This window comes from Streptomyces sp. NPDC029956, assembly GCF_055574655.1.
Map to the genome: position 1 here is coordinate 20,687 of NZ_JBVHZJ010000078.1, position 16,959 is coordinate 37,645.

Sequence of the window (16,959 nt, forward strand, 5' to 3'; positions counted from 1 at the left end):
GGGCGCGGACGGGTCAGCGGGTTGCGGGGAGAGCATGGACAACGGGAAGCCGAACTGGTGGAGCCGGCCGTCGAGCGCACCGGAGGCGGCGCGGATACCCTCGCCGCCGCCGACGGACGACCTCACGGAGGACGTCACCGCCGTCGCTGCACATGACGCCGACGGCGACTTCCCGCTGCCCGCGCCGCAGCCGCCGGCCGAAGCCCCCGAGGTGCCGGACGGCGGCAACGGGGTGGCCGAGGTGACGCATGTGGTCGGGGCGGCCGAGGCGGTCGAGCCGGCCGATGCGGGGAACGCCGCGGTGATGCCCGCGCCCGCCGAAGTAACCGCGCCCGCCGACGCGACCGCGCCCGCCGTGCTGCTGACCAAGAGCGAGGCACCCGCCCCGTCGGACGAGGTCCCGGCGGACGCGGCCCCGACCGAGGCCCTCCCGGTGACCGCGGCCAGGACGACCGGTGCCCGGGCGACCGAGACCCTTCCGGTCGCCGAGGACCCCGTGGCCGAGGCTCCGCAGGCCCCGGCCGCCCCGGCGCCTGCGCCGACGCCCCTGCACGCGCCCGACGAGTACCGGACGCCGCCCTACGGGGAGCCGGGCCCCTGGGCGCCCGCGCCGCCCGTACAGCGCCCTCCGGCGCACGTACCGCCGCAGCAGGCCCACATGCCCCCCGTAGCGCCGCAGCAGGCCCACGTGCCGCCCGCACCGCCCCAGCCCCAGCCGCAGCCCCAGACACATCCGCAGTCGCACTCCCAGCCGCACGCCCACCCCGCGCTGCACGCGCAGGGTGGCGGCGTGCCGCCGCAGGCCGGTGCGCCCTGGACGCAGTACGACCCCTGGGGGGCCGGTGGGGCCGGGCTCCCGCCGCTGCCCGCGAAGAAGTCCCGCAAGGGGCTCGCCATCGCCGGGGCGCTCGTCTTCGCGCTCGTCACCGGAGTCATCGGCGGCGGCATCGGCGCGTACGTCGAGCGGAACGGCGGGATCACGACCGTCGAGCTGCCGCAGGCGGACGGGGGCGACACCGACCGGGCCCCGGAGAGCGTGGCCGGGATCGCGGCCAGCGCCCTGCCCGGCGTCGTCACCCTGCACGTCAAGGGCGGCGGTTCGTCCGGCACCGGCACCGGCTTCGTCCTCGACACCAAGGGCCACATCCTCACCAACAACCACGTCGTGGACGGGGCCCAGTCCTCCCGCGACATCTCGGTGACCTTCTCCAGCGGCGAGACCGCCCGGGCCAAGGTCGTCGGCAAGGACACCGGCTACGACCTCGCCGTCGTCCAGGTCACCGGCGTCTCCGGCCTCAAGCCGCTGCCGCTCGGAAACTCCGACAACGTCCGCGTCGGCGACCCCGTCGTCGCGATCGGCGCCCCCTTCGACCTCTCCAACACGGTCACCTCCGGCATCATCAGCGCCAAGGAGCGCCCGATCACGGCGGGCGGCGAGAAGGGCGACGGCAGCGACATCAGCTACGTCGACGCCCTCCAGACCGACGCCCCCATCAACCCCGGCAACTCCGGCGGCCCGCTCCTCGACGCCAAGGGCCGGGTCATCGGCATCAACAGCGCCATCCGCGCGGCCGGCGGCGGCTCGGGCGAGGGCGAGGGCGGCAGCGCCTCCCAGCCCGGCTCCATCGGCCTCGGCTTCGCGATACCGATCAACCAGGGCAAGCGCGTCGCCGAGGAGCTCATCAACACCGGCAAGGCCACCCACCCCGTCATCGGCGTGAGCCTCGACATGCAGTACAACGGCGACGGCGCCCGGGTGGGCGAGAAGGGCAAGGACGGCTCCGCCTCCGTCACGCCCGGCGGCCCGGCCGCGACCGCGGGGCTCCGCCCCGGCGACGTCATCACCAAGGTCGACGGCCAGCGGGTGCACAACGGCGAGGAGCTGATCGTGAAGATCCGCGCCCACCGCCCCGGCGACCGGCTGGAACTCACGCTGACCCGGGACGGCAAAGAGCTGACAAAGACGTTGACGCTCGGCTCGTCCCAGGGCACCTGAGCGCCATGTGGCGGACACCGGGAGGTACCCGTCCGGCAGTTTCGGCGGGTACCTTGGACCGGGCCCTTGACCGGCATGAAGGAGCTACTAGGTGTTCAGCGACATAGGCGCACTCGAGCTGGTGACGCTCGTCGTCCTCGCCGTGCTCGTCTTCGGGCCGGACAAGCTCCCGAAGGTCATCCAGGACGTCTCGCGCTTCATCAAGAAGGTCCGTGAGTTCTCGGACAGCGCGAAGGAGGACATCCGCAGCGAGCTGGGGCCGGACTTCAAGGACTTCGAGTTCGAGGACCTCAACCCGAAGACGTTCCTCCGCAAGCAGATGGAGCAGAACGAGGACCTCCGGGACCTCAAGGAGCTGCGTGGCAGCTTCGACCTCAAGAAGGAGATGAACGACGTCGCCGACGCGGTCCACGGCCGTGAGCCGCAGCCCTCGGCCGTCAACGGCTCCTCGTCGGCCGGTGGTTCCTCCGGCGCCGTCACCTCCGCCAACGGCACCCCGGACCTGCTGAAGAAGCAGGACAATCGGGACGATCAGGGCGCTGCGGAGCGTCCTCCGTACGACTCCGACGCGACCTGACGACGGGCTGTCACCGACCCGACGCGTCTCGGTGGCTATCCTCCCTCTGTTGACGGAACGAGGAGGCGGCCGAGATGGAGACCACGAGTCGGGTGGAGGGCGTACCCCTGGCCCGGCGGACCGCCGAGGGCTATCTGCGCGCACCCTTCGCCTGGTACGGCCTCGACGAGGCGTTCACCGGGCCGCGCTGGCTGATGCAGGTGGGCACGGCGGCGGACGGCAGTGTGCAGCACGGGTCGACCGGGCACGGGGAGACGCCGTCGATAAAGACGGACGCGAGCGGCGAGGAGAAGGAGCGGTTCGCGGTCGTCGTGACGGTGGCCGCGAGCCCGGTCCGGCGGACCGGTGACGGCACGGGCGTCCTCGACGCCACCACCGTGTCCTCGGCGGCCTGGCTGGCCGGCTCGGGGCTGCTCGTCCACACCTGGCCCGCCTCGCTGGACCACGCGACGCGGGACAACTGGCTGGACCAGCAGACCGAGACGGCGTTCGAGCTGGCCGACGACCTCGACGGGGCGGAGTGGTCGACGCTGTCGCTGCCGGTGGACGGGGTGCCGGTGCCCTTCCACTACCGCGAGTCGGAGTTCGGCTGGGTCCTCGCGGGCTCCGCAGCGGGGGTGCACATCGGGGCCTACGGGCGGGGGATGAGCGCCTACGGGCTGGGCTTCGCCCAGATCAAGGACCTCGACGCCTACGCCTGACGACGCGGCACACACGCCTGAGGTCATGACGAAGGGCGCCCCCGAGGGGGCGCCCTTCGTCATGACCTCAGAACTTGTTGCGCGGCGTGATGCCCAGGCTCATGCCCGAGAGGCCGCGCTGGCGGCCGCCGAGCTTGCCGGCGATCGCGCGGAGCGCCGCGCCCGCGGGGGAGTCCGGGTCGGAGAGGACGACCGGCCTGCCCTCGTCGCCGCCCTCGCGGAGCCGTACGTCGATCGGGATCGAGCCGAGGACCGGGACCGTCGCGCCCGTGGTCTGCGTCAGACCGTCGGCGACCCGCTGGCCGCCGCCCGTGCCGAACACGTCGACCATCTCGTCGCAGTGCGGGCACGGCAGGCCCGCCATGTTCTCGACGACACCCACGATCTTCTGGTGGGTCTGGACCGCGATGGAGCCCGCCCGCTCGGCGACCTCGGCCGCCGCCTGCTGCGGGGTGGTGACGACCAGGATCTCCGCGTTCGGCACGAGCTGCGCGACCGAGATCGCGATGTCGCCGGTGCCCGGGGGCAGGTCGAGCAGGAGGACGTCCAGGTCGCCCCAGTACACGTCCGCGAGGAACTGCTGGAGCGCGCGGTGCAGCATCGGGCCGCGCCACACCACCGGCGCGTTGCCCGGGGTGAACATGCCGATGGAGATGACCTTCACGCCGTTCGCCGACGGCGGCATGATCATGTTCTCGACCTGGGTCGGACGGCCGTCCGCGCCCAGCATCCGCGGCACGCTGTGGCCGTAGATGTCGGCGTCGACGACGCCGACCTTGAGGCCGTCGGCGGCCATCGCCGCGGCCAGGTTCACCGTGACGGACGACTTGCCGACGCCACCCTTGCCGGAGGCGACCGCGTACACCCGGGTCAGCGAACCGGGCTTCGCGAACGGCACCTCGCGCTCTGCGCTCGTGCCGCGCAGCGCCGCCGCGAGCTCCTTGCGCTGCTCGTCGCTCATCACGTCCAGCGAGACGTCGACACCGGTGACGCCCTCGACGCCGGAGACGGCCTCGGTCACCCGCTGGGTGATGGTCTCGCGCATCGGGCAGCCGGAGACGGTCAGGTAGACCGTGACGGCGACCTTGCCGTCCGGTTCGATCTCCACCGACTTGACCATGCCGAGCTCAGTGATCGGTTTGTTGATCTCGGGGTCGTTCACCGTCGCCAGTGCTTCGAGCACCGCGTCTTCCATAGCCATACCGACGATGGTACGGCGCCGACCACCGGCCCATGAAAGGCCTGTCAACGGTCGGGTACGTCACTTCCCCGGGTGTCGGCCGACGGGAATAGATCCCGGCGCTCCTCCAGCTCCTTGATCAGGTCCTGGAGCTCCGAGCGGATCCAGTCGCGGGTGGCCACCTCGCCGAGGCCCATCCGCAGCGCCGCGATCTCCCGGGTGAGGTACTCGGTGTCCGCGATCGACCGCTCGTTCTGCTTCCGGTCCTGTTCGAGGTTGACCCGGTCCCGGTCGTCCTGCCGGTTCTGCGCGAGCAGGATCAGCGGGGCCGCGTACGAGGCCTGGAGGGACAGCGCGAGCGTCAGGAAGATGAACGGGTACTCGTCGAACTTCAGCGGGCCCGGCGCGAAGATGTTCCAGACGACCCAGACGATGATCGTCAGGGTCATCCAGACGAGGAACCGGCCCGTCCCCAGGAAGCGGGCGATCCGCTCCGAGAGCCGGCCGAACGCCTCGGGGTCGTACTCCGGAAGCAGCTTGGCCCGCCGCTCGCGCGGCAGGTCGAGCCGGATGCGGGGCCCCGGCCGGTCGCGCTCCCGGTCCCGGTCCCGCTCGCGGTCCTGCGTGCGCTCAGCCGCCATGCCCGGCCCCCTCCTCGTGGAAGTCGGTCTCGCGCCAGTCCTCCGGCAGCAGGTGGTCGAGCACGTCGTCGACGGTGACCGCGCCCAGCAGCGACCCGCTCTCGTCCACCACGGGCGCCGCGACCATGTTGTACGCGGCGAGGTAGCTGGTCACGGCCGGCAGCGGGGTGTCCGGGCCGAGCGGCGGCAGATCGCTGTCCACGAGCGAGCTGACCAGTGTGAACGGCGGATCGCGAAGGAGCCGCTGGAAGTGCACCGTGCCCAGGTACTTGCCCGTCGGCGTCTCGTCCGGCGGCCGGCACACGTACACCTGCGCCGCCAGCGCCGGCGACAGGTCCTGCTGCCGCACCCGGGCCAGCGCGTCCGCGACCGTGGCGTCCGGCCGCAGCACGATCGGCTCCGTCGTCATCAGACCGCCCGCCGTGCGCTCCTCGTACGCCAGGAGCCGGCGCACGTCGGCCGCGTCGTCCGGCTGCATCAGCGTCAGCAGCCGCTCCTTGTCCTCCTCCGGCAGCTCGGACAGCAGGTCGGCCGCGTCGTCCGGGTCCATCGCCTCCAGGACGTCGGCCGCGCGCTCCTCCTTCAGCTTGCCGAGGATCTCGATCTGGTCGTCCTCCGGCAGCTCCTCGAGGACGTCCGCCAGCCGGTCGTCGTCGAGCGCGGCGGCGACCTCGACACGCCGCTTGGACGGCAGGTGGTGCAGCGCGTTGGCGAGGTCGGCGGGGCGCAGCTTCTCGAAGGTGGCCACCAGGCTCTCGGCGCCCTGCCCGTGCTCCTCCAGGGAGAATCCGGTGACGCCCGACCACTCGACGGTCAGCGTCTCGCCCTTGCGGCTCAGCACGCCGCCCTTCCCCTTGCGGACGAAGACCTTGTCGATCTCCCAGTCGCGGCGGGCGGGCAGCTGCTGGATGGCGACGTCGAGGACGGTGACCTCCTCGCCCTCCTGCCCGCCGGGCCCCACGAGCCGGACGCGCCGGTCGAGGAGCTCGCCGAGGACCAGACGCTCGGTGGGACGCGCCTCGAAGCGGCGCATGTTGACGACACCGGTGGTGATGACCTGGCCGGACTCCACGCCCGTGATCCGGGTCATCGGCACGAACACCCGGCGGCGGCTGAGGACCTCCACGACCATGCCGAGCAGCCGCGGCGGCCTGCGGCCGACCCGCAGCATGGCGACCAGGTCGCTGACCCGGCCGACCTGGTCGCCGACGGGGTCGAAGACCGGGACTCCCGCGAGGTGGGAGACGAAGATCCTGGGGGCGCCTGCCGCCATGCCACGCGCCTCCTCGGTGCCGCACGATTCGAGTCATTGCCGAGCTTTGCCGGGTTCAGGCTAGCCCGTGCCGTTCCGCCCCGCCCCGGCAGCGCCTCCGTACGGCTGCTGCCGGGCGCGTCACCCGGCCCGGGTACGCTGCGGTCTGCCGTCCCCACCGGCACGCCGGCCTCCCGCCCGGCAGAACTGGCAGAACAGAAGACCGCCGCCCCGGGTCCCCCCGTACGGGCCGCGGTCCGTGTCCCCCCACGACATGAGAGGCAGCGCTGATGGCCGTTCGTGCCGCGTCGTCGCGTATCCACCGGGCCGTCGTGCCGCTCGCGCTCTGCGCCGGCCTGACCGTGGGGCTCACGGCCTGCGCCGCCGATCCGGACGAGGGGACCAACGGGGTGGGGAAGCTCTCGGCGGCCGAGATCGAGGGCAAGGCGCGGACCGTCGCGAACGGCGCGAGGGCGGTGCGGCTCTCCGGCACCCTGGTCAGCAAGGGCGACACCTTCAAGCTGAACATGCGCCTCAAGCAGGACGGCGCCAGCGGCTCGGTGACGACGAAGAACAGCACCTTCGAGCTGCTGCGGGTCGGCGAGGTGCTCTATCTGAAGGCGGACGCGGACTTCTGGTCCCACGAGAACAAGGGCGGCGACAAGCCGACGGAGGCGGACGCCGAGGCGGCCGACAAGCTCGACGACAAGTACGTGAAGGTGCCGCAGGGAGACCCCGCGTACAAGCAGCTGCGCGGCTTCACCGAGATGGACCTGCTGCTCGCCGGGCTGACCGGGCTGCACGGGGAGAAGGTCAAGGGCGACCGGGACCAGATCGGCGGGGTCCGCACGATCAAGGTCAAGGGCGGCGCGGACGGCGAGGGCGGCACGCTCGACGTGGCGCTGCAGGGCGATCCGTACCCGTTGCAGTTCGCGCGGGGCGGGGGAGCGGGACTGGTGGTCCTCTCCGAGTGGAACAAGGACTTCCCGCTCACCGAGCCGTCGAAGGAAGAGATCCTCGACTACGGCAAGCAGCTGCCCAGGACCTGATCCCGGGCCCGCCTCCGCGGTGCCGGCCCGGGGCGGCACCGCGGGTGGACCCGATCCCGCTCAGCGGCGCTTGCGGCGCTTGAACAGCAGCTTAGGGAGACCGGACGGCACCGGGTCGCGGGTCGTGGCCGCCGAGGGCAGCGGTACGGCCGCCAGGGAGCCGTCCGGCAGCTCCGTGGTCGAGGACCGGGGGGAGAGCCGCAGGACCCGGCACTCGCGCCCCCAGCGGCCCGTCATGGCCTCGCCGTCGGGTGCGTTGAGCCGCTTGCCCTTCAGCTCGGCGACCGCCGCGTCCCATTCCTCGGTGCCGTGCGCGAGCTCGCGCACGGTGGCGGTCCAGGCGACGAGACGGCCGCCCTTGTCCTTGCTGCGGACCGTGACCTCGGCCGTCCCGCCGTCCACCAGGCCCGGGAGCGGCTGCTCGCCGGGTCCGTCGCCGACGACGAACGCGGCGCCGTCGAACCAGACGTGCCAGAGCGCGCGGGCCGGGCCGGTGCCGCGGACCCACACCAGGCCGGACTTCTTGGTGGCCTCCTCGACGAGGGCGGACCCGAGCAGCTCTTCAGTCATGGCCCGAAGCCTAGCCCCCGGCGGTCACAGCCAGCCGTTGCGCTTCAGCGTGCGGTGGATGGTGAGACAGATCGCGACGATGCCGGTCAGCACCATCGGGTAGCCGTACTTCCAGTGCAGCTCGGGCATGTGGTCGAAGTTCATGCCGTACACGCCGCAGACCGCCGTGGGGACGGCGACGATCGCCGCCCACGAGGTGATCTTGCGCATGTCCTCGTTCTGCGCGACGGTCGCCTGCGCGAGGTTGGCCTGGAGGATCGAGTTCAGCAGTTCGTCGAAGCCGACGACCTGCTCCTGGACGCGCGCGAGGTGGTCGGCGACGTCCCGGAAGTACTTCTGGATGTCGGGGTCGACGAGCCGCATCGGCCGCTCGGAGAGCAGCTGCATCGGGCGGAGCAGTGGGGTGACTGCCCGCTTGAACTCCAGTACCTCACGCTTCAGTTGGTAGATCCGGCCGGTGTCCGTACCGCGTGTCGAGCCCTTCGCGGCCGGCGAGAAGACGTCGATCTCCAGCTGGTCGATGTCGAGTTCGACGGCGTCGGCGACGGCGATGTAGCCGTCGACGACGTGGTCGGAGAGGGCGTGCAGCACCGCCGAGGGCCCCTTGGCGAGCAGTTCGGGCTCGCCCTGGAGGCGGTGCCGGAGGTTGCGCAGGGAGCCCTGGCCGCCGTGCCGGACGGTGATGACGAAGTCGGGGCCGGTGAAGCACATGACCTCGCCGGTCTCCACGACCTCGCTGGTCGCGGTGAGTTCGGTGTGCTCGACGTAGTGGATCGTCTTGAACACGGTGAACAGGGTGTCGTCGTACCGCTCCAGCTTGGGCCGCTGGTGGGCGTGGACGGCGTCCTCGACGGCGAGCGGGTGCAGTCCGAACTCGGCGGCGATACCGGCGAATTCGGCCTCGGTCGGCTCGTGGAGACCGATCCAGGCGAAGCCGCCGTTCTCCCGGACCCGGCTCATGGCGCCGCGCGGGGTGAGGCACTCGCGGTCGTCGACGCGTCGTCCGTCGCGGTAGACGGCGCAGTCGACCACGGCGCTGGAGGCCGTGTGGTCGCGGGTGGGGTCGTACGAGGTGTACGTGGTGGGGGTCTTGCGCAGGGGGTGCCGCAGGCTCGGGCGGACGGCGGCGCGCAGGTCACGGATCATCGACATGGGCATGCTCCTTCACGGAGAAGCCGTCGGCGAGCGTGGAACAGCCCGGAATGGGGACGTGGAGCTACGTCGTCCACAAAGCGGGCGGCACCGAGAGATCGCGGTGACGGCGTTCGCTACAGACAGGCAAAGGCGAGATGCTCTTCCGTCGCGCGAGATGCCGGAGAGGCGGGCCCGTACGGCTACGGGCCGGGAATCACCGGAAGTACGTACGCACCGGGCTCGGGTGCGGGGCGGAAGAGCGGCTGGTACTGCCCGATCGACTTCGGTCCATCGCAGCCCCACCTCCTCCGGCCGGTCCCTCGTGAGGGATGACGTTGACGAGTAGTCGGGAGTTCGGGACTCCCGACCAGCGGCCAAGACTATCAGCCGACTGAGGGTCAATCCCTTCCTTTGCCCGTTCCATACGCGCTTTATGCTCAAGACATGGGAGAAGTTCTTGCTCTGGTCGAGGCCCGGTTGCGGACGGCGCTCGGAGAACCGGACGCGCGGGCCGCGGTGACGTTCCTCGGCACGGATCGGATCGAGGTGCTCCGCTTCATCGACGGCGACCTCGTGCGGTACGCGACCCTCGGCATGTCCGCACAACCGATGGCCGACCCGACCGCCGCGCTCGCCGACCCCGTCAAGGGGCCCCGCGCCGAGCTCGTCCTGACCGTACGGGCCGGTCTCGCCGACACCGACAAGGTGCTGCGCCCGCTCGCGGTCCTCGCCGCGACCCCGCAGGTCGAGGGCGTCATCGTGGCCGCGGGCGCCTCGCTCGACGTAGGCGACCCGCTCTGGCCGGGCGCCGCCTTCAGCTCGGTCCTGGTGGCCGAGTCCGGTGGCCTGGTCGAGGATCTGGAGCTCGACGAGCCGATGGACCCGGTGCGGTTCCTGCCGCTGCTCCCGATGACCTCGAACGAGGCGGCGTGGAAGCGGGTCCACGGAGCGCAGGCCCTGGAGGAGCGGTGGCTGACGCAGGGCACGGACCTGCGCGATCCACTGCGCAGGTCCGTGAGTCTGGACTGACGGAACCCCCGGGCCGGGCGGCGTTCCGTTCACCGGGCTTCTCCGGTTCAGGTCCGGGCGGCGGTCCTGCCGGCCACGAGGTGGGCGAGCGCCACGTAGACGATCGCCGGAATGCCGTAGTCGAGCAGCACCTGAAGGGCGTGCTGGGAGACGTCGAAGAGCCCGATCGACCAGCCGGCGAGCCAGTCCGCGGCCGCGCGGAACCAGCCGACCACGGTGTTTCCCCGATTGGCGTCGAGCAGATCCAGGACGATCCAGACGACCAGGATGCCCGCGAGGACGCGGGCCACGGTTCTCATGACGGAGTCGATGCCTCTCATGGACTCCGTCTTGCCCGAGCCTCGCGGGGCAAACCGGCCGCGGCGGGGCCGGCCCGTCATCGGACCGGTCCCGGGTCGTGGCCGCGGCGTCCGGGGACTCTTCGGCGCGGCGCCCCGGGGGTCAGCGGGCGAAGACCCCGACGCCGTCCTCCGCGGCGTGCCCGGGGGCCGCTTCCACGACCTCGAGGGTGAGGGCGGCGCGGCGGATCCGGACGACCACGGCGCCGAGCACCGCGGCCACGCCCGCCACCACGAACGGCATGTGGACGTCGCTCCACTCCTCGATCTTCGGGGCGAAGTACGGGGCGGCGGCCGCGGCGAACCAGCGGACGAAGTTGTAGCCCGCGCTGGCCACCGGGCGCGGGGCGTCCGAGACGCCGAGGGCGAGCTCGGTGAAGACGGTGTTGTTGACGCCGATGAACGCGCCCGACAGGACCGTGCAGACGATCGCGGTCGTGTGATCGCCGTATCCGAGCACCACCACGTCGACCGCGAGCAGCACCAGTGAGCCGCCGAGGACGGTGAGCGAGCCGAAGCGCCGCTGGAGTCGGGGGGCGACCAGGACCGAGAAGACGGCGAGCAGCACCCCCCAGGCGAAGAACACCGCGCCGGACTTGTACGGAGTCATGTCCAGCACGAACGGGGTGAAGGCGAGCACCGTGAAGAAGGCGTAGTTGTAGAAGAACGCGGCCGCCGCGGCCGAGGCGAGTCCGCCGTGGCCCAGCGCCCGGATCGGGTCGAGCAGCGAGGTCCTGCGGGCCGGCTTCGGCTGCTCCTTGAGGAAGACCGCGATGCACAGGAAGCCGATCGCCATCAGCGCGGCCGTGCCGAAGAAGGGGTAGCGCCAGCTGGCGTCGCCGAGCACGGCGCCGAGCAGCGGCCCGCAGGCCATGCCGAGGCCGAGCGCCGACTCGTAGAGCAGGATCGCTGCCGCGCTGCCGCCGGCCGCGGCGCCGACGATCACGGCGAGCGAGGTCGAGACGAAGAGCGCGTTGCCGAGTCCCCAGCCGGCCCGGAAGCCGACGAGTTCGCCGACGGAGTCCGAGGTGCCGGCGAGGGCCGCGAAGACGACGACGAGCGCGAGTCCGGCGAGCAGGGTCCGGCGTCCCCCGATGCGGCTGGAGACGAAGCCGGTCACCAGCATCGCGACGGCGGTGATGAGGAAGTACGAGGTGAAGAGCAGCGACACCTGGCCGGTCGTCGCGTCCAGGCCCCGGGCGATCGACGGGAGGATCGGGTCGACGAGGCCGATGCCCATGAAGGCGACGACGGACGCGCCGGCGGTGGCCCAGACGGCCGGTGGCTGCCGCAGGATGCTGCCCCCGCCGGCGTCTTCTGCTGCTCTCTCCATGGGTGCCGCTCCTCCGCGTCGAGATGGTTGCTATATACACAGAATAAGTTAGAGCAACTAATGAGTGCAAGTTACATCTATATTTGCGGGTGGCAGGGGGTGAACGCCGCGGTCCGGACGGGTGATCGTCCTTGACGCGGGGCCCCGGTGGTAGGACCGTTGAGCCCTATGAGGGGCGAACCCAGTTGTCCGAAGTGTGGTGGCCGGGTCAGGGCGCCCGGGCTGTTCGCCGACTCCTGGCAGTGCGATGTGCACGGCTCGGTGCACCCGCTCCAGCCCGTGATCCCGCCCAGCGTCGAAGCCCTCGGCGTCGTGGTGCACCGGTCCCATGTGCCGGTGTGGATGCCGTGGCCCCTGCCCGTCGGCTGGCTCTTCACCGGAGTCGCGTACGCCGGTGACGACCGCAGCGGCGGCCGCGCGACCGCCGTCGCCTGCTCGGGACCCGGACCGCTCGGCGGCATCGGCGAACTGCTCCTGGTCGCCGAGGAACTCGGCGTCGGCCTCGGCGCGCGGTACGCCGGCATCGACGGCCCCGACCCCGGCGCCGGCATGGCCATCGACAGACCCCCGCAGACGAAGGTCCTCGCCGCCGGACGCCCGACCCCGCTCTGGCACGTCAGCGGCGCCCCGACGGACCGGGCGGTCTTCGCGGGGGAGGCGCGTGGCCTCTGGCTGTGGGCGATCGTCTGGCCCGAGCAGTCCGGGCTCCTGATGTACGACGAGCTGGTCCTGACGGACCTGCGCGACGCGGGCGCCGAGGTCGAACTCCTGCCGTGCGGAGCGCTGACACCGAGGCTGCTGAGCTGACGCGCGACCGGCCGCTCCGGCCGGCTCCTTCCGTACGGGCGTGTTCGATTCGCCCGTTATGCTGGAGCGTCCCTCGTCCGTGCCGAAGTCCTGGAGTACCGCGTGCGCATCGACCTGCACACCCACTCCACCGCCTCCGACGGCACGGACTCCCCGGCCGAGCTCGTCCGCAACGCCGCAGCCGCCGGGCTCGACGTGGTCGCGCTGACGGATCACGACACCACCCGGGGCCACGCCGAGGCGATCGCCGCACTGCCCGAGGGGCTGACCCTCGTCACCGGGGCCGAGCTGTCCTGCCGGGTCGACGGCATCGGCCTGCACATGCTCGCGTACCTCTTCGACCCCGAGGAGCCCGCGCTCCTCGCCGAGCGCGAACTCGTCCGCGACGACCGGGTCCCGCGCGCGCGTGCCATGGTCGGCAAGCTCCAGGAGCTCGGCGTCCCCGTCACCTGGGATCAGGTCGCCCGGATCGCCGGCGACGGCTCCGTGGGCCGTCCGCACGTCGCCGAGGCACTCGTCGAGCTCGGGGTCGTACCGGACGTGTCCGGGGCGTTCACGCCCGAGTGGCTCGCCGACGGCGGCCGGGCGTACGCCCAGAAGCACGAGCTCGACCCGATCGACGCCATCCGCCTGGTCAAGGCGGCCGGCGGCGTCACCGTCTTCGCGCACCCGCTCGCCGTCAAGCGCGGCCAGGTGCTGCCCGAGGCCTCGATAGCCCGGCTCGCCGAGGCCGGACTCGACGGCATCGAGGTCGACCACATGGACCACGACGAGGCGACGCGAGCACGACTGCGCGGACTCGCCAAGGAGCTGGGTCTGCTGACCACCGGCTCCAGCGACTACCACGGCAGCCGCAAGACCTGCCGCCTGGGCGAGTACACGACCGACCCCGAGATCTACGGCGAGATCACCCGCCGTGCCGCGGGGGCCTTCCCGGTCCCCGGCGCGGGGGGACCCGCCGCCTAGCCTCAGGCCACCGGGCTCCAGGGAGTCCGGACCTCTTTCGCGGGACCCGTCTCCCGGCCGGTCGGCCGGGAGGTCCGGCGCGCTCCGTGTCCTGCGCCGTGTCCCGGTGCGGGTCGTGCGGCCCGTCCCGCGCCTGCCCCGTGGCCTTCCTCCTCCTGGTCCGCCCCCTCACGGCTCCACGCCGTGACGCGGGTGGCGTTCTTCCTGCCCCGCCTTCGGAATGCCGCATTCCGCCCGGCCGGGCCACACCCCACCGTTCGCATCTCCCGCAAGGCACCCCACCGTGTTCGACGTCGCCGTCTTCGGCTCGCTGTTCCTGACCCTCTTCGTGATCATGGATCCCCCCGGGATCACCCCGATCTTCCTCGCCCTCACCTCCGGCCGTGCGGCCAAGGTGCAGCGCCGGATGGCCTGGCAGGCCGTCGCCGTGGCCTTCGGCGTCATCACCGTCTTCGGTCTGCTCGGCCAGCAGATCCTGGACTACCTTCACGTCTCCGTCCCCGCGCTGATGATCGCCGGCGGTCTCCTGCTGCTGCTCATCGCACTCGACCTGCTCACCGGCAAGACCGACGAGCCCCAGCAGACCAAGGACGTCAACGTCGCCCTGGTCCCGCTCGGCATGCCGCTGCTCGCGGGCCCCGGCGCGATCGTCTCGGTCATCCTGGCCGTCCAGAACGCCGACGGCGCGGCCGCGCAGGTGTCCGTCTGGGCCGCCATCGTCGCCATGCACGTCGTGCTCTGGCTGACCATGCGGTACTCGCTGCTGATCATCCGCGTCATCAAGGACGGCGGCGTCGTCCTGGTCACCCGGCTCGCCGGCATGATGCTCTCCGCCATCGCGGTGCAGCAGATCATCAACGGAGTCACGCAGGTGATCCAGGGCTCCTGACGCGCCGGCGAAGCGCCCGCCGGTGCACCCGACCCCGGACACCACTGCGCCCCCGTACGGATTCCGCTCTTGCGAAGTCCGTGCGGGGGCGCGGTGCGTGGTGTGGACCTGGCCGGTTACGAGGCCGAGGTCTCGGCGGGGCGGATCCAGATGCGCTGGCCGATCGAGGCGGCCTGCTGCACGATCCGGTTGACGGAGGCGGCGTCCACGACGGTCCGGTCGACGGGCGTGCCGTCGATGTCGTCGAGTCGCAGGATTTCGAAGCGCACAGGCTTCTCCCTTCGTCTGAGTTGATCCTCCTGGTGGAGAACTGCGTTACGTATGGCTCCAACGACATGCATCCTGCAAACATTCCTTACGCTAAGGAAAATTTTCGGATGCCTAACTACTGACGGGTAGGAGGGTGTGGCGGCCGGGCCCCGAGCGGCGGACAATGAGCCCCGTATGAACGACGCAGACACCACACAGGTGACCGAGACCGACGCCCGCCTGCGCGCACTCGACGTGCGCCTGGAGCGCACCAATGAGCTCCTCCAGCGGATGCTGGCCGAGGTCGCCAAGACCCCCTCCACCCACGCCATCTTCGTCGACGCGGGTTACGTCCATGCTGCGGCCGGGTTGCTGGTGACGGGAACCGAGGACCGGCGCTCCTTCGACCTCGACGCCGAGGGCCTCATCGAGGCCTTCATCGACAAGGCCCGCACGATCTTCGCCGACAGCAGACTGCTCCGCGTCTACTGGTACGACGGGGCCAGACGCCGAATCCACACCCCCGAGCAGCAGGCCATCGCCGAACTGCCCGACGTCAAGGTGCGCCTCGGCAACCTCAACGCCAACAACCAGCAGAAGGGCGTCGACTCCCTGATCCGCACGGACCTGGAGTCCCTCGCCCGCCACCGCGCCATCAGCGACGCCGCCCTCGTCGGCGGCGACGAGGACCTCGTGTCGGCGGTCGAGGCCGCCCAGGGCTACGGCGCCCGCGTCCACCTCTGGGGCATCGAGGCCGCCGAGGGCCGCAACCAGGCCGAGGCGCTCCTCTGGGAGGTCGACAGCCAGCGCACCTTCGAGCTCGACTTCTGCCGGCCGTACGTCACCCGCCGCCCCGTCACCACGTACGAGAACGAGGGCGAGCCGCCGCCCTCCCGGGAGGAGGTGCGCTTCGTCGGCGCCCAGATCGCGGCGACCTGGCTCGGCGAGCGCGGCCGGGACCGGCTCGCCGAACTCCTGCCGGGCGCGCCCTATCTGCCGGGGGCCGTCGACCAGGACCTGCTCGTCGAGGCGGAGCGCCTCCTCAGCCGCTCCCTGCGCGGCCACGCCGCACTCCGGCGCGCCCTGCGGGACGGCTTCTGGCAGCACCTCAAGGGGCAGTTCTGACGGCTGCCCGCGGGGACGGGGTCCGCGGGGCGGGGCCGGCGCGGCCCTGGTTCAGCGGGACCGGGGTCAGTGGGTGCTGCCGACTCCGGTGGGGGCCGCCGTGCGCTCCCAGAAGCCGGTGAGGCGGTCCGTGAGCTCCTGCGGGTGCGACACGTTGGGGGAGTGGCCGGCACCCGCCACCACGGTGTGGTGCGCGCCCGTGCGGGCGGCCGTCGCCGCGAGCGTGGCCGTGGGCCAGACCATCTCGTCCGCCCCGTACGCGATGTGCAGCGGCATCCGCAGCGCTGCGAGGTCCGCCGTACCGTCCTGACGGCTGAGCAGCAGCCGCCCCGCGCCCGCCAGTTGCGCGATCCGGCTCCGCATCCAGCGCCGCCGCAGGAAGCCCGCGAGCTGCGGCGCGTCGTCCGTGTCCGGCTCCTCGCCCCGGCTGTCGAGCCAGCACATCGCCTGCCACACGCGCTCCTTCGGCAGGAACGCCAGGGAGACGCGCAGCACGCGCACCCGGACGCGCTGGGGCCCGGCCACCCGGCCGGGGCCCGAGGAGAGCAGGGTGAGGGAGCGGAAGGCGGCGGGGGCGAGCGAGGCGGCCGCGCGGGCCACCAGGCCGCCGAACGAATGGCCGAGCAGATGGACCGGGCCGTCGCCGAGCGCCGAGGCCTGGGCCACCGCGTCGAGCGCGAGCGCCCTGCGGCGGTAGCCGGCCCGGCCGCGGGGGCCGGGGGACTGGTACTGGCCGCGGCCGTCCACCGCCACGGCCCGGTAGCCGGCCTCGCTCAGCGGTCCGAGCAGGGCCAGGAAGTCCTCCTTGCTGCCCGTGTACCCGGGCAGCAGCAGCACCGTCCCGCGCCGCTCGCCCCGGGGCTCCGTGTCGAGCACGGCGAAGTCGCCCCGCGCGGTCACGAGGTGGTGGGCGCGGGTGCCGGGCGGCAGGACGAGGGACCGGGGCTTGCTCATATCTGGACTGTAACCGCGCGCACCGGGACCGGCCCGGGGCCCCCGGCCCCACGGCGCCCCGTTCCGGTCGTACGGCCGCGGGGGGGGGGGGGGGGGGGGGGGGGGGGGGGGGGGGGGGGGGGGGGGGGGGGGGGGGGGGGGGGGGGGGGGGGGGGGGGGGGGGGGGGGG

General features: G+C 72.3%; 18 protein-coding genes. 9 read left to right on the plus strand and 9 right to left on the minus strand.

Features of this window, described 5'->3' with window-relative positions; genetic code table 11:
• Positions 1-34: 34 nt before the first annotated feature.
• The 3 genes from ACZ4XX_RS36840 (at position 35) to ACZ4XX_RS36850 (ending at position 3,274) form a co-directional block, all read left to right on the plus strand.
• Positions 35-1,996 (plus strand): S1C family serine protease, encoded by a 1,962-nt coding sequence (locus tag ACZ4XX_RS36840; protein WP_468512177.1) that lies wholly within the window; start codon positions 35-37, stop codon positions 1,994-1,996.
• Between the two features lie 91 nt (positions 1,997-2,087).
• On the plus strand, positions 2,088-2,573 hold the full coding sequence (locus ACZ4XX_RS36845; protein ID WP_468512178.1) for a sec-independent translocase: 486 nt from the start codon (positions 2,088-2,090) through the stop codon (positions 2,571-2,573).
• A gap of 74 nt (positions 2,574-2,647) precedes the next feature.
• Entirely contained in the window at positions 2,648-3,274 is a 627-nt protein-coding gene (locus ACZ4XX_RS36850) for a hypothetical protein (RefSeq protein ID WP_468512179.1), read from the plus strand.
• Positions 3,275-3,341: 67 nt separating this feature from the next.
• Here the strand turns inward: ACZ4XX_RS36850 and ACZ4XX_RS36855 are convergent, their stop codons facing one another.
• The 3 genes from ACZ4XX_RS36855 to ACZ4XX_RS36865 are packed head-to-tail and all read right to left on the minus strand — an operon-like array spanning position 3,342 to position 6,368.
• The gene (locus ACZ4XX_RS36855; protein ID WP_328942708.1) at positions 3,342-4,475 is read right to left on the minus strand and encodes an Mrp/NBP35 family ATP-binding protein; all 1,134 of its coding nucleotides are present in this window, start codon (positions 4,473-4,475) and stop codon (positions 3,342-3,344) included.
• A 44-nt stretch (positions 4,476-4,519) separates the two neighbouring features.
• Complete coding sequence (locus ACZ4XX_RS36860; RefSeq protein WP_468512180.1) at positions 4,520-5,095, minus strand: DUF1003 domain-containing protein; 576 nt, start codon at positions 5,093-5,095, stop codon at positions 4,520-4,522.
• On the minus strand, positions 5,085-6,368 hold the full coding sequence (locus ACZ4XX_RS36865; protein ID WP_468512181.1) for a magnesium transporter MgtE N-terminal domain-containing protein: 1,284 nt from the start codon (positions 6,366-6,368) through the stop codon (positions 5,085-5,087). Before ACZ4XX_RS36865 ends, ACZ4XX_RS36860 begins: the two co-directional genes overlap by 11 nt.
• A gap of 269 nt (positions 6,369-6,637) precedes the next feature.
• Here ACZ4XX_RS36865 and ACZ4XX_RS36870 point away from each other — a divergent pair, with 269 nt between their 5' ends.
• Entirely contained in the window at positions 6,638-7,396 is a 759-nt protein-coding gene (locus tag ACZ4XX_RS36870; RefSeq protein ID WP_468512182.1) for a hypothetical protein, read from the plus strand.
• A 60-nt stretch (positions 7,397-7,456) separates the two neighbouring features.
• Here ACZ4XX_RS36870 and ACZ4XX_RS36875 read toward each other — a convergent pair whose 3' ends face one another.
• Positions 7,457-7,966: a hypothetical protein gene (locus tag ACZ4XX_RS36875; RefSeq protein WP_468512183.1), complete on the minus strand. Its 510-nt coding sequence runs from the start codon at positions 7,964-7,966 to the stop codon at positions 7,457-7,459.
• 24 nt (positions 7,967-7,990) lie between these two features.
• Positions 7,991-9,118, minus strand: coding sequence for a magnesium and cobalt transport protein CorA (locus ACZ4XX_RS36880; protein ID WP_468512184.1), 1,128 nt, complete (start codon positions 9,116-9,118; stop codon positions 7,991-7,993).
• A gap of 426 nt (positions 9,119-9,544) precedes the next feature.
• On the opposite strand from ACZ4XX_RS36880, the gene ACZ4XX_RS36885 reads away from it, so the two are divergent.
• Entirely contained in the window at positions 9,545-10,129 is a 585-nt protein-coding gene (locus ACZ4XX_RS36885) for a suppressor of fused domain protein (protein WP_468512185.1), read from the plus strand.
• A gap of 47 nt (positions 10,130-10,176) precedes the next feature.
• On the opposite strand, the gene ACZ4XX_RS36890 is transcribed toward ACZ4XX_RS36885, so the two are convergent.
• Both ACZ4XX_RS36890 and ACZ4XX_RS36895 read right to left on the minus strand, forming a co-directional pair.
• Positions 10,177-10,428 carry a hypothetical protein gene (locus ACZ4XX_RS36890; protein ID WP_468512186.1) on the minus strand — a complete coding sequence of 84 codons (252 nt, stop codon included), beginning with the start codon at positions 10,426-10,428 and terminating at the stop codon, positions 10,177-10,179.
• Positions 10,429-10,570: 142 nt separating this feature from the next.
• Positions 10,571-11,800, minus strand: coding sequence for an MFS transporter (locus ACZ4XX_RS36895; RefSeq protein ID WP_468512187.1), 1,230 nt, complete (start codon positions 11,798-11,800; stop codon positions 10,571-10,573).
• Positions 11,801-11,968: 168 nt separating this feature from the next.
• Between ACZ4XX_RS36895 and ACZ4XX_RS36900 the strand changes: the two genes are divergently transcribed.
• The 3 genes from ACZ4XX_RS36900 to ACZ4XX_RS36910 all read left to right on the plus strand — a co-directional run bounded on the left by ACZ4XX_RS36900 (position 11,969) and on the right by ACZ4XX_RS36910 (position 14,462).
• Positions 11,969-12,607 carry a DUF6758 family protein gene (locus ACZ4XX_RS36900; protein ID WP_468512188.1) on the plus strand — a complete coding sequence of 213 codons (639 nt, stop codon included), beginning with the start codon at positions 11,969-11,971 and terminating at the stop codon, positions 12,605-12,607.
• Between the two features lie 102 nt (positions 12,608-12,709).
• Positions 12,710-13,573: a PHP domain-containing protein gene (locus ACZ4XX_RS36905; protein ID WP_468512189.1), complete on the plus strand. Its 864-nt coding sequence runs from the start codon at positions 12,710-12,712 to the stop codon at positions 13,571-13,573.
• A gap of 283 nt (positions 13,574-13,856) precedes the next feature.
• Positions 13,857-14,462: a MarC family protein gene (locus ACZ4XX_RS36910; RefSeq protein WP_468512190.1), complete on the plus strand. Its 606-nt coding sequence runs from the start codon at positions 13,857-13,859 to the stop codon at positions 14,460-14,462.
• A gap of 116 nt (positions 14,463-14,578) precedes the next feature.
• Here the strand turns inward: ACZ4XX_RS36910 and ACZ4XX_RS36915 are convergent, their stop codons facing one another.
• The gene (locus ACZ4XX_RS36915) at positions 14,579-14,731 is read right to left on the minus strand and encodes a hypothetical protein (protein WP_086024648.1); all 153 of its coding nucleotides are present in this window, start codon (positions 14,729-14,731) and stop codon (positions 14,579-14,581) included.
• Between the two features lie 175 nt (positions 14,732-14,906).
• On the opposite strand from ACZ4XX_RS36915, the gene ACZ4XX_RS36920 reads away from it, so the two are divergent.
• Positions 14,907-15,836, plus strand: a complete 930-nt coding sequence (locus ACZ4XX_RS36920; protein WP_468512191.1) for an NYN domain-containing protein — start codon at positions 14,907-14,909, stop codon at positions 15,834-15,836.
• A gap of 66 nt (positions 15,837-15,902) precedes the next feature.
• On the opposite strand, the gene ACZ4XX_RS36925 is transcribed toward ACZ4XX_RS36920, so the two are convergent.
• Complete coding sequence (locus tag ACZ4XX_RS36925; protein ID WP_468512192.1) at positions 15,903-16,790, minus strand: alpha/beta fold hydrolase; 888 nt, start codon at positions 16,788-16,790, stop codon at positions 15,903-15,905.
• Positions 16,791-16,959: the final 169 nt, after the last annotated feature.